Genomic DNA, 13110 nt, shown 5'->3' with positions numbered 1-13110 from the left:
TAACCAAAGGCAAAAATCAGAATTAGCATTCTTCTCCCAGTTTAGATGCCATTGGGCAAGTGAGTATATTTTTTCCCTGGCCGATCATTGTGACGAATGTCATTGACAAATGACAAATTACACATGACTAATGACTAATGACCAAATAATATCCAATGCCCAATGCCCAATTCCCAATGCCTATGAAATTACTAATTAGCAATGATGACGGCATTTCTGCCTTAGGTATTCGTACCCTAGCCAACTACTTAGCAGAAGCAGGACATGATGTTAGTGTAGTTTGCCCAGACCGAGAGCGATCGGCAACTGGACACGGATTAACTTTGCACCAACCAATTCGCGCCGAAATTGTTGAGTCGGTTTTTCATCCGGCTATCAAAGCTTGGGCTTGCGATGGTACGCCTTCAGATTGCGTCAAATTGGCGCTGTGGGCTTTACTAGAAACTCCCCCTGATTTGGTTCTCTCTGGTATTAATCAAGGTGCCAATTTAGGAACTGAAATTTTGTATTCTGGCACTGTTTCTGCGGCAATGGAAGGTCTAATTGAAGGCATTCCCAGCGTAGCGCTGAGTCTAATGAGTCACACATCTAAAGACTTTCAAGCTGCTGCTAAGTTTGCCACAGTTCTCGTAGACCAGTTAGCCCAAAAACCGCTGCCAGATTTAATGTTGCTCAACGTCAATATTCCTGCGGTCAAATGGGAAGAAATTGCCGGAGTTACTCTCACTCGTCAAGGCCTACGGCATTACATTGATGTGTTTGATAAACGAGTAGATCCTCGTGGAAAAACGTACTACTGGTTAACAGGAGAAGTAATTGAAGATGTAGAACTCCCAACCGGATTAAATCTACCGCAAAATGTACCTACAGATGTGGAAGTTGTACGTAAAAACTACATCAGTATTACTCCCTTACAATACAATCTTACTTATGCAACTGGATTAGATAAATTATCGGATTGGGAATTTAATTTTCCCTAAATCATTGATTTATCAGGAAAAAATTGTGGCTAATCAAATGCATCACATGAAAATGTAGGCTATAACGTAGGGGCACCTTTGAGATAACGGATACACATACACCCAAAAACTTGATAATTCTCGTTTAGAGTGAGTCATCCAAATTTACACAATCAGCCAGAAACAAGGTATGCTGTTTTACCAAGAAATCTTCCCTCTAATCCTCCCCTACCAAAATCGGTGAGACAGCATAAACTTAAACAAAACAAGTAACAATTGTTCCATTTATCGCCCGCTCAGTCCAGCAAGCAACACCCATGTCTAGGATAGAGAACCAATTTACCGTGCAATTTTGGGGGGTTCGCGGCAGCATCCCCAGTCCAGGACCACACACCGTTCGTTACGGCGGTAATACCCCTTGCGTTGAGATGCAAGTGGGCGGTAAACGCTTAATTTTCGATGGTGGCACAGGACTACATGTTTTGGGGCAATCTTTATTGCGCCAAATGCCCTTAGAAGCTCATATATTTTTTACCCACTCGCACTGGGACCACATGCAGGGTTTTCCCTTCTTTCTTCCAGGATTTGTGAAGGGGAATGACTTTCATATTTACGGCGCGATCGCTCCTGATGGTTCTACCATAGAACAGCGCCTCAATGACCAGATGCTCCACCCGAACTTTCCCGTACCCTTGCAGATTATGCAAGCTAATTTAACTTTTCACGATATTCGACCGGGGCAACCAATAGATATCGATGAGGTTACCGTAGAAACAGCACCTTTAAATCATCCAGGTGAGTCCGTTGGCTACCGCGTCAACTGGCGTGATGGTGCTGCTGTGTACATTACTGATACTGAACATTTTCCCGACCGACTTGATGACAATGTGCTTTGGCTAGCTCGTAATGCCGACATCCTAATTTACGATTCCACCTACACTGACGAGGAATATCACTCGCCAACATCCCCGAAAATTGGCTGGGGACATTCAACCTGGCAAGAAGCGATAAAAGTCGCGCAAGCTGCTAATGTCAAAACTTTGGTGATTTACCATCATGACCCAGGGCACAATGACGACTTTTTAGATCGTGTAGGGAAACAAGCAGCTACGAAATTCCCCGGTGCTATCATGGCACGGGAGGGAATCGTTCTCCAAGTTTCTACCTCACTTTCCTTATCAGAATCTATTCCTGTTAGCAAGTTTTCTGTCTAAAGGTTGCGATCGAAGCAATTATAGATTTTAGATTAGATTGGTGATCAGAAGCTTTCAGCGCGAGAGCTTACCTGTTGGCTATATGGTAAAACAGCGCTGCCCAGGTTGTCGCAGTGCCAACTACAGAAGAAAGGCGACAACATGAGGACACACTGGTTATTGGTCATTGGTCATTGGTTATTTACAAATGACAAAGGACAAATGACAAGTTAGTACTAGAAAAACTGTCCTCCTCAAAGCGGTTTACCATAAGGTAGCTTCCTGCTGATAGCTAAAATAAACCTAAAATCTCAGAATCCACGTGCTAAATTTGTCTCAAAATGGGTGTTCTGTGTGGGTTGCTTCTTCCACAGAAGGGCTGCTAACGCCGACTGCTGTTGCACTTGGCAAATTTGACGGTGTACATCTTGGTCATCAAAGGGTAATTGGACCAGTATTGCAGCCTGGTGGTCAGTTGTCAGTTGTCAGTAGTACACAGTCCAATGAAAATCAACAACTGACAAATCAGCAATACATTTACTCGACAGTTGTCACCTTTGACCCCCATCCACAGGAGTTTTTTACTGGACAACCCCGGACTTTATTAACGCCACTGGATGAAAAAGTCCAACAATTGCGATCGCTTGGGGTAGAACAACTGGTATTACTACCATTTGACAAAGAATTATCTGCTTTAAGCCCCGAAGAATTTGTAGAAAAAATTCTCGTGCAACAACTGCAATGCCAGCGAATTAGTATCGGCGAAGATTTTTGTTTTGGGAAAAAACGCAGTGGCACTGCTAAAGATTTGCAATTACTCGCCGCCAACTTCAATATTCCCGTTACCATTGTTCCCTTACAAACTTATACAGGCGACTCATCTACCCACAGCAGTTGCACCAGTACTACAACTCAGGATGGCCGCATTAGCACTTCATTGATTCGCCAAAGCCTTGAACACGGTGACATCGAAAACGCCAATCTACTACTAGGACGCCCCTACACTCTTCTTGGTGTAGTCGTTCAAGGTCAGCAACTCGGTAGAACCATTGGTTTTCCCACCGCCAACCTCCAAATACCAAAAGAAAAGTTTTTGCCCCGCCAAGGAGTTTATGCTGTCCGAGTTTTTATTCTCAGTGAAACACCAGATACCAATCCTATTCAGAACTTGGGCGTCATGAATATTGGTAACCGTCCAACTGTAAATGGTGTCTCTTCATCTGTGGAAGTACATTTGTTCGATTGGTCTGGTGATTTGTATGGTAAAAAACTGACTGTGGAACTAGTCAAATTTTTGCGCCCCGAACAAAAATTTCCTTCTCTAGAAGCCTTGAAAACACAAATTCAACTTGACTGCATAGCGGCTAAACGAGTGCTGAGTGCTGAGTGTTGAGTGTTGAGTGTTGAGTGCTGAGTGGGAACAATAGATAGGGCATTGGGTATGGGTTATTCATTTATCTCTCCCAACAGTGCCCAATGCTCAATTCCCAATTCCTAACTCCCCACCCTGCATGAGAGAAAAAATTGACGCTTTAACACAAAATCTGAGTCTTACCATCGTTGGCAAAACTGAGACAATACGCTTAGTGCTAGTAGCTCTACTAGGTGGTGGTCATGCCCTGTTAGAAGATGTCCCTGGTGTAGGCAAAACCCTGCTTGCTAAATCCTTAGCTCGTTCAGTGGATGGCAAGTTTCAACGTCTGCAATGCACCCCCGATTTACTGCCAACTGACATCACTGGGACTAACATCTGGAACCCAAAAAGCGGCGAATTTAGTTTTCTTTCTGGGCCAGTCTTTGCCAATGTGCTACTAGCTGACGAAATCAACCGTGCTACACCTCGCACTCAGTCAGCTTTGCTGGAAGTTATGGAAGAACATCAGGTAACAGTCGATGGTGTTTCTCGTCCAGTTCCCCAGCCGTTTTTTGTGATTGCCACTCAAAACCCTATTGAGTATCAAGGTACTTTTCCCTTGCCGGAAGCGCAAATGGATCGGTTCATGTTGTCATTGAGCTTGGGCTATCCTTCTGAGACGGAAGAACTCCAGATGCTACAAAATCTGCAAAATGGTGTAAAAGTTGCTGACTTACAGCCTTGCATTACTTTGGCAGAAGTACAAGAATTACGTTACCTCTGTTCTCAAGTCAAAGTGGCAACCTCCCTGCAACAGTACATCCTCGAATTGGTGCGGGCAACACGCCAAGATGAAGAAATCGCCCTTGGCGTCAGTCCCCGTGGCACAGTAGCATTACAACGAGCTGCCCAAGCCTTAGCTTTTTTATTAGGGCGTGATTATGCCATTCCGGATGATGTCAAATCTCTTGTTCCTCATGTTATGTGCCATCGCCTGATTCCCAGAGGAGGACGCAACGTGAGAACTGTGGTTGAGCGATTATTACGATCGCTTCCCATTCCTTAATGCAAGAGTTCATATGAACTTTAGATTCCCGATCCTGGTTCAATTTGTGCGTGAAATTCGAGAAATTTTAGCTAATTTTTCTAGTGAGTAAGGTTAAAAACCCAATCTCAACTTTGGTTTATAGAACCGATTTCGCTAAGCGATCGCCAAATTTTTTGGTCTACTAAAAACTAGCGGAAAATTTCCCAAATGTGAAATCATGAAGATTGTTTGTTACTCAGTGACGGGATAAAATGACTTCCACAATCAAGGATGCGTTAGGATGGCGCAAGAAATTTGGGGTACTTGCGCCAAGCACAAACACGATTGTCGAACCAGATTTTCACGCAATGGCTGTACCAGGTGTTACCTCTCATATGTCCCGAATTCATATTCGTAACCAGGACTTGAGTAGTGACGAAAAGATGGTGCGTCTTTTGAAGGAAATGGGCGATGAAATTCTCTTCGCCATCGATCGCGTGATGACCGCAGGTGTAGACTATCTAATTATGGCAATGAGTGCCGAAACTATTTGGGAAGGGTTTGAAGGCAATAGAACCTTCGTGAAACGGATCGAGGACTATGCTGGTATCGAGGTGGCTTCGTGTGCCTCGGCATGTAAAGCAGCTCTCGAAGCTTTCAAAATCAACAAGATTGCAGTCATCACCCCTTATCAGCCTGTGGCCGACGAAAGAATATCCCGTTTTTTCAATGACATCGGAGTGGAGGTTGTCCGCCTGAAGGGGCTTCGTTGCCCCACTGCAATCTCCATCGCCGAGGTTTCTGAAGATGCTCTTCGCAAATATCTTCAGAAACTCGATGGTGATGATATAGAATGTATCGTGCAGATGGGTACTAATTTGAGCGCGATCCGCCTAGCTGACGAAGCAGAGCGATGGCTGGGAAAGCCGATAATTGCCATTAATGCAGCAACCTGGTGGTATGCCTTACGCTATAACGACATCCAAGATCGAGTTTATGGGTGTGGCAGACTCTTAAGAGAATTTTGAAATCGCTATGCATTAGTTACATCTTTCTTAATATTTGTCTTAACCACTATGTTGTAAGTATTTAAAATCTGCATTAGCTACAACTTTAAAATATGTCAGAGACCAAAGAATCTTCATCCGAAAAAAGCTCTGCCGTGAAAAATATCTTAATTCTAGGTGCAACCGGCTATATTGGCGGGGCACTGTGCCGTAAGCTTTCTCAGACACAAGATTGTGCCGTATTCGCACTTGTGCGTCGAAGTAGTGATATTGAGGGTATAAAGCCTTTCTGCAAGAAAATAATCCGCTCTCAAAAGATAGAAATTTCCAGCAATGATGTTGCAGAAGCAATTCGCAAGCATGATATTACAACGGTAATTAATCTAGCGTGGCACATACCTCCAGAGCCAACTAAAGAAGCTCAATTTGCGAAAGACCGCATAGCATTAGAAGCAGCTTTACACGGTGCTAGAGCAGTTTCACCAGATATTCATGTAATTACAACTAGTGGTAATTTCTCTTTGATTACCGCCAATGGAGGAAGAATAACAGAAACACCTCCACCAAAAGGTTATACACGTCCCGAATATTTAGTATGTATTGACTTACTAGTAGGTGTAAATGTGTTGAAAGATGCGCTAGTAGAAGAATATATCAGCAATGGAGGTAACGCTTCCATTGTCTATCCTTCATCAGTGTATGGTTCAGCACCAACTCGTGGCAGTTTCTGGGATTTTGCAATTCAGCAGTTCATTACAGGGAAACCACACCAAGGCTATCAGCCATTTCCACCAGATTTTATGACGGCGTGGATTCATGTTGAAGATTTAGCAGACTGCTATATTGCTGCAGCCCGAAAAGGCTCCAAAGGAGGACATTACCTTGCTGCGCCGGAAAATTTAAGTATTAGCCAAATGTCAACTTTGTTTGCGGAAGCTGCTCGGGTAGAATTCGTTGCACCAGTCTTTGAAAACAAAGATAAAGTTATATTTGATGACTCTCATACTAGAGAGGTACTCCAACTTGAATGGAAATATAAAGTCGCTGATGAAGTGAAAGTTTGGGTAGAGAGAATAAAAGAGTTAGGAACTTATTTTTTAGAGTAAAATCCTCAGAATTCAGCACCCATAGGAGATATTGGGCGTGTTAGGATCTCCTACAAAATGAAGTGAATAACAGATGAAAGCGATCGAAGTTACAACCATCAACGATTATAAAAATTTAGACGCACTTCAGCTTAGGAAATTTTTCCTTGCATAGTCAGTGGGGCGCTGAATAGAGATTTATACTACTCTTGTGCATGTCACAGATGGATGAGCAGCTTGGCAAAACTACTTAGGCATAATCTGAAACACTTCTAATACCGCATAAGTCCTATGATTAACACAAGCGCCATTTCTAATTATCTGGGAATGTGAGGAATGTCAATTTTTGTTAAAGGCAAATCCCGTGATGGGAGAAAGCGCCAGCCTGAGAGAGATGCCTACGACCGGCTACGCCAACGCCAAACGCTACACCAAAGCGCCGAACGTGAATTCAAACGCCAATTTTTCGGTTTACTTTTGGTAATTGTCACCTGGAGTCTGGCTATGGGGTGGCTTCTAGCCTTAGTAACTAACGCCCAAGGTGCTACTCCCGCCGCTGAAATTGGCACAGTTGATGTAGTTCCGGCACAGTACAAATTGGGGCAAGAACTGTATTTAGAAAACTGCTCTACCTGTCACATAGCCTTACCACCAGCTGTTTTACCCACCCAAACTTGGAAAAATCTTCTAGAAGACTCCCAGCACTATGGGGCACAACTCAAGCCTTTAGTCGATCCGCCCCGTATCTTAGTGTGGAAATATCTTTTGACTTTCTCCCGTGTCCAGCTAGACGACGAAGAAACACCTTATCGCGTCAACAACTCGCGTTATTTCAAAGCTTTGCATCCAGGAGTTAAGCTACCACGTCCCGTTCAAATTGGTAGCTGTATCAGCTGTCATCCCAGTGCTAATGACTACAACTTCCGCCGTCTTAGCCAAGAATAGGCAGAGGGGCGGAGGGGCAGAGGAGCGGAGGGGCAGAGGAGATAATACTAACTCCTAACTCAGCACTCAGAACTCAGCACGGGCTAAACGCCCCGCTATCCATGTACAGCACTCAGCACTCGGAACTGCTTTGCCCAATGCCCATCTGAGTCCAAAATGATACTATGAAGAAAGAGTAAATATAAGATAAGAGTTAAAACCAATCATTTAAGAAACTGATTGACTAGTTTTTCTCCTGTTTTGGAGTGAATTCTCATTTCATACCCATTCAAAACTAAGAATGTTGAGTGGGTTAAATGTTTATAATCAATACCAAACCTTTAATCCCCATCCCCCTTGATTCAGTTCGATAACCTGCCATGCTAAAATTATTGTTGGGCGATCCCAACGCTCGTAAGCTGAAAAAATACGAACCTTCTAAACTAGAAATTAACCTTTTAGAGGAAGAAATTAAAGCTCTTTCCGATGACGAGTTAAAAGGTAAAACCGCAGAATTTAAACAACGAATCGCCAAAGGCGAAACTCTGGATGATATCTTACCAGAAGCTTACGCTGTTGTCCGGGAAGCAGGACGGCGAGTGTTAGGATTACGGCACTTTGATGTCCAATTGCTTGGCGGTATCATTTTGCATGTAGGGCAAATTGCCGAAATGAAAACGGGTGAGGGGAAAACATTAGTAGCCACCTTGCCAAGTTATTTGAATGCACTTAGTGGTAAAGGTGTACACGTTGTCACTGTGAACGATTACCTGGCTCGTCGGGATGCCGAATGGATGGGACAGGTGCATCGATTTTTAGGGCTGAGTGTGGGGCTAATCCAGTCAAGCATGACTCCCACTGAACGCCAGAAAAATTATGAGTGCGATATCACCTATGTTACCAACAGTGAGGTAGGTTTCGACTACCTGCGGGACAATATGGCCACAGATATGAAAGATGTGGTGCAAAGGCCGTTCAATTACTGCGTAATTGACGAGGTAGACTCGATTTTAGTTGATGAAGCGCGGACACCGCTGATTATTTCTGGGCAGGTGGAAAGACCGACAGAAAAATATCTGCAAGCCTCGGAAATAGCATCAACTCTTAAAAAAGACGAGCATTACGATGTAGATGAAAAAGCTCGTAACGTGCTATTGACAGATGAAGGCTTTGCAGAAGCCGAAAATCTTTTGGGAGTCACAGATTTATTTGACCCGGAAGATCCTTGGGCGCACTTTGTTTTCAATGCAATTAAAGCTAAAGAACTTTTCCTGAAAGACGTAAATTACATCGTCCGGAATGGGGAAGTGGTGATTGTAGATGAATTTACTGGTCGGGTGCTACCCGGACGGCGTTGGAGTGATGGACTACACCAGGCAATTGAAGCCAAAGAACACGTAGAAATTCAGCCAGAAACTCAAACTCTTGCGACAATTACTTATCAAAACCTGTTCTTGCTGTATCCAAAACTTGGGGGAATGACGGGAACGGCAAAAACAGAAGAACCGGAATTTGAAAAAATTTACAAATTAGAAGTCACGGTAATTCCCACTAACCAAGTCAGAAGACGTGAAGACTTGTCTGATATGGTCTTTAAGACAGAAGCAGGTAAGTGGGGTGCGATCGCTAAAGAATGTGCCGAAATGCACCAACTAGGCAGACCTGTATTAGTGGGAACCACTAGTGTAGAAAAATCTGAATATCTCAGCCGACTGTTGAAGGAGCTAGAAATTCCCCATGAATTGCTAAATGCCCGACCCGAAAACGTGGAACGGGAGGCGGAAATCGTCGCTCAGGCAGGGCGGAAAGGGGCTGTGACTATCGCTACTAACATGGCAGGAAGAGGTACAGATATCATTCTCGGTGGTAACTCCGAATACATGGCGCGTCTAAAACTGCGGGAATACTTTATGCCCCGCATCGTGATGCCAGAAGATGAAGATGCCTTTGGCGTTCAAAGACCTGCCGGATTACCTACAGGACATGGTGGTGGCCAAGGTTTTGTCCCTGGTAAAAAAGTCAAAACTTGGCGGGCTTCACCGGAAATTTTCCCCACTCAGTTGACAAAAGAAACAGAACAGCTACTCAAAAATGCAGTAGAAATTGCGGTGCGCGAGTATGGCGAGCGCAGTTTACCGGAACTAGAAGCTGAAGAAAAGGTAGCTGTAGCCGCCGAAAAAGCTCCCATCGAGGACCCTGTAATTCAAAAGTTGCGGGAAGCATATAAGCGTGTTAAGCAGGAATACGAACAATTCACCGACCGAGAGCATAATGAGGTAGTGGAAATCGGTGGTTTGCACGTGATTGGTACAGAACGCCACGAATCTCGGCGGATTGACAACCAGTTGCGGGGACGTGCCGGTAGACAAGGCGACCCTGGAACCACAAGATTTTTCCTCAGTTTAGAAGATAACTTACTGCGGATTTTTGGTGGCGATCGCGTTGCTGGGTTAATGGAGGCCTTCAACGTCGAAGAAGATATGCCTATCGAATCTGGGATGCTTACCCGCAGTTTGGAAGGCGCACAGAAAAAAGTCGAAACCTACTACTATGACATTCGGAAGCAGGTGTTTGAGTATGACGAAGTGATGAATAATCAACGTCGTGCTATTTACGCCGAACGTCGTCGCGTATTAGAAGGTCAAGACTTGAAAGAACAAGTGATTAAATACGCCGAAAAAACGATGGATGACATCGTTGACTACTACATCAATATAGATCTCCCTTCCGAAGAATGGGAGTTAGAAAAGTTGGTTGAGAAAGTCAAAGAATTTGTCTATCTCCTAGCTGATATGCAGGCTAGTCACTTAGAAGATATGTCTGTAACTGAGATTAAAGCCTTTCTCCACGAACAAGTGCGAATTGCTTACGATCTCAAAGAAGCCCAGATTGACCAAGTGCAACCCGGACTGATGCGCCAAGCTGAACGCTTCTTCATTTTGCAACGCATTGATACTTTATGGCGAGAACACCTGCAACAAATGGATGCCTTGCGGGAATCGGTGGGATTACGTGGTTACGGTCAAAAAGATCCACTCATTGAGTACAAGAGCGAGGGCTATGAACTGTTCTTAGATATGATGGTGAATATTCGCCGAGATGTAGTGTACTCGTTATTTATGTTCCAGCCCCAGCCTCAGCCAATGGTACAGGCTTCGTCGGAGATGGTGTAATCATGAGTGCTGAGTGCTGAGTACTCACCAGAGACTAGGGAAAAGATTTCATACAGGAAAGACGCAGAAGCGCTAATAGTGGCTTTGCGTCTTTGTTGTATGCTAGTAGTGCATTTATTAGAGTTTGACTACTTCTTTGTAAAATTAGACCGAACCGCCAGCGGCTTGAAACCGAGCGCGGGCACGTTTGAAGGCTTGGTTTGCTTGGATTTGTGCTTGGCGATCGTCTGCTGTAACTTGATTTAGACGTGCTTCTGCTTGGTTGTAAGCAGCACGGGCTTCTTCAAGGTTAATTTTGTCGCCACGTTCAGCGCCGTTTACCAGAATTGTCACTTCATTTTCTTCAATTTCGGCAAAGCCACCCAAAAGAGCGATCGCTTGCCAATTCTGATTTTTAGCTGCACGAACTCTCATCACACCTGTATCCAGAGCGGTCAGCAGTGGTGCGTGTCCAGTTAAAATCCCTAACTGACCAGTAGTGCTAGGCAAAACTACTTCTTCAGCTGGGGCATCCCAGACTGTTTTATCTGGGGAAATTACACGAACGGTTAATGTCATTTGTCTTTTGTCCTTTGTCCGTTGTCTTTTGTCCTTTGTCTTTCGCAATTGCCATCAGTCATTAGCAGTTGAACTAATGACTAATGACTAATGACCAATACTTTGACTACGCTCAGTACGAGTGACTAATGACTAATGACTAACCCTTGATTTTTTCAGCTTTGGCGATCGCTTCGTTAATATCGCCAACCAAGTAGAAAGCCTGTTCTGGCAGGTCATCCAACTCACCAGACAGAATCTTTTGGAACCCTTTGATGGTGTCTTCCAACTTGACGTATTTACCAGGAGAACCAGTGAATACTTCTGCTACGAAGAACGGCTGGGACAAGAAACGCTCAACTTTCCGAGCGCGTGCCACGATCAGACGGTCTTCTTCAGACAATTCATCTAGACCGAGAATGGCAATAATGTCTTGGAGTTCTTTATAGCGTTGCAGAGTTGATTGTACAGCCCGAGCAGTATTGTAGTGTTCATCACCGACAATATTGGGCTGTAGCATGGTGGAAGTGGAACCAAGGGGGTCAACTGCGGGGTAAATTCCCTTAGCTGCCAAACCACGAGACAGTACTGTGGTTCCGTCCAAGTGAGCGAAGGTGGTAGCAGGTGCGGGGTCGGTGAGGTCATCCGCTGGTACGTACACTGCTTGAATGGAGGTAATAGAACCTTCGGTTGTAGAGGTAATCCGCTCTTGCAGTTCACCCACGTCAGTACCCAATGTGGGCTGATATCCTACCGCTGAAGGCATCCGACCCAGAAGGGCTGACACTTCTGAACCTGCTTGCACAAAGCGGAAGATGTTGTCAATAAACAGCAGTACGTCTTGTTTGTTGACATCGCGGAAGTATTCTGCCACCGTCAACCCGGAAAGACCAACCCGCATTCTTGCTCCGGGTGGCTCATTCATTTGACCGTAAACTAGAGCAATCTTCGACTCGTTAAGATTGTCTTTGTTGATTACTCCAGATTCAATCATTTCGTTGTAGAGGTCATTGCCTTCACGGGTGCGTTCGCCCACACCTGCAAAAACAGATACTCCACCGTGCTGAGTCGCGATGTTGTTAATCAACTCCATCATGATCACGGTTTTACCAACACCAGCACCGCCGAACAGACCAATCTTACCGCCGCGTCGATAGGGTGTCAGGAGGTCAACAACTTTAATCCCAGTTTCAAACACCGAAGGTTTGGTTTCCAGGTCAGTGAATTTGGGAGCAGAGCGGTGGATAGGTAAAGTTGCCTCAGCATTTACAGGACCTTTATTGTCCACGGGTTCGCCAAGGACGTTGAAAATGCGACCCAAGGTGGCTTTACCAACTGGCACGCTGATGGGAGCGCCTGTATCGACGACCTCCAGACCACGCACTAAGCCATCGGTGGAGCTCATGGCAACAGTCCGCACTTGGTTGTCGCCCAGCAGTTGCTGTACTTCAACAGTGAGGTTGATTTCCTGTCCAGCTTCGTTAGTGCCTTTGATGGTTAAAGCGTTGTAGATTTGGGGCAATTTCCCGCCGGGAAATTTAACGTCTACAACTGGACCAATGATTTGGGTAATGTAGCCTATGTTTGTTTTTTCTGCGGTTGTGACCATGCTGCGCCTAATGATTGAAGCTATATTTCAGATAAGGTCGTTGAAGACATAAGATTAAGCAATGTCATCTTTCAGGTTAGCACTGAACGCCCCCACCTTCGCCTTAAATTGATTCTTAAGACTCGTAGCTTGGGATTGCGATTAGGCTAAGTTTTTGTTGGATCTGGGGTGAATGTTATGATAATGTGCTTTCAAACTAAAAAATGGTGTATCTGCGTAGGCGCAGCCCTTGGTAGATATCG

Annotated in this window: 10 protein-coding genes; 8 read left to right on the top strand and 2 right to left on the bottom strand. The window is 44.7% G+C overall.

Annotated features, from left to right (window positions below; translation table 11 throughout):
* Positions 1-182 precede the first annotated feature (182 nt).
* The 8 genes from surE (at position 183) to secA (ending at position 10722) form a co-directional block, all read left to right on the top strand.
* Positions 183-980 carry a 5'/3'-nucleotidase SurE gene (surE, locus tag ACFG4S_RS22155; RefSeq protein WP_392536055.1) on the top strand — a complete coding sequence of 266 codons (798 nt, stop codon included), beginning with the start codon at positions 183-185 and terminating at the stop codon, positions 978-980.
* A 296-nt stretch (positions 981-1276) separates the two neighbouring features.
* Positions 1277-2173, top strand: coding sequence for an MBL fold metallo-hydrolase (locus ACFG4S_RS22150; protein WP_392531153.1), 897 nt, complete (start codon positions 1277-1279; stop codon positions 2171-2173).
* A 301-nt stretch (positions 2174-2474) separates the two neighbouring features.
* Entirely contained in the window at positions 2475-3545 is a 1071-nt protein-coding gene (locus ACFG4S_RS22145) for a bifunctional riboflavin kinase/FAD synthetase (RefSeq protein WP_392531152.1), read from the top strand.
* A 118-nt stretch (positions 3546-3663) separates the two neighbouring features.
* Positions 3664-4572 (top strand): AAA family ATPase, encoded by a 909-nt coding sequence (locus ACFG4S_RS22140; protein WP_392531151.1) that lies wholly within the window; start codon positions 3664-3666, stop codon positions 4570-4572.
* A gap of 233 nt (positions 4573-4805) precedes the next feature.
* Positions 4806-5561, top strand: coding sequence for a hypothetical protein (locus ACFG4S_RS22135; RefSeq protein WP_392531150.1), 756 nt, complete (start codon positions 4806-4808; stop codon positions 5559-5561).
* 92 nt (positions 5562-5653) lie between these two features.
* Positions 5654-6646 (top strand): NAD-dependent epimerase/dehydratase family protein, encoded by a 993-nt coding sequence (locus ACFG4S_RS22130; RefSeq protein WP_392531149.1) that lies wholly within the window; start codon positions 5654-5656, stop codon positions 6644-6646.
* A 315-nt stretch (positions 6647-6961) separates the two neighbouring features.
* Positions 6962-7570 carry a cytochrome C gene (locus tag ACFG4S_RS22125; RefSeq protein ID WP_392531148.1) on the top strand — a complete coding sequence of 203 codons (609 nt, stop codon included), beginning with the start codon at positions 6962-6964 and terminating at the stop codon, positions 7568-7570.
* A gap of 359 nt (positions 7571-7929) precedes the next feature.
* Positions 7930-10722: a preprotein translocase subunit SecA gene (gene secA / locus ACFG4S_RS22120; protein ID WP_392531147.1), complete on the top strand. Its 2793-nt coding sequence runs from the start codon at positions 7930-7932 to the stop codon at positions 10720-10722.
* Between the two features lie 144 nt (positions 10723-10866).
* Here the strand turns inward: secA and atpC are convergent, their stop codons facing one another.
* Positions 10867-11280 (bottom strand): ATP synthase F1 subunit epsilon, encoded by a 414-nt coding sequence (atpC, locus tag ACFG4S_RS22115; protein WP_392531146.1) that lies wholly within the window; start codon positions 11278-11280, stop codon positions 10867-10869.
* Positions 11281-11419: 139 nt separating this feature from the next.
* Positions 11420-12868 carry a F0F1 ATP synthase subunit beta gene (atpD, locus tag ACFG4S_RS22110; protein WP_392531145.1) on the bottom strand — a complete coding sequence of 483 codons (1449 nt, stop codon included), beginning with the start codon at positions 12866-12868 and terminating at the stop codon, positions 11420-11422.
* Between the last annotated feature and the right edge of the window lie 242 nt (positions 12869-13110).

This window comes from Nostoc sp. C117 (genome assembly GCF_043099735.1).
Classification (GTDB): domain Bacteria; phylum Cyanobacteriota; class Cyanobacteriia; order Cyanobacteriales; family Nostocaceae; genus Nostoc.
Note: the sequence above shows the minus strand (reverse complement) of the source record. Positions and strands in the feature narration are given on the sequence as shown.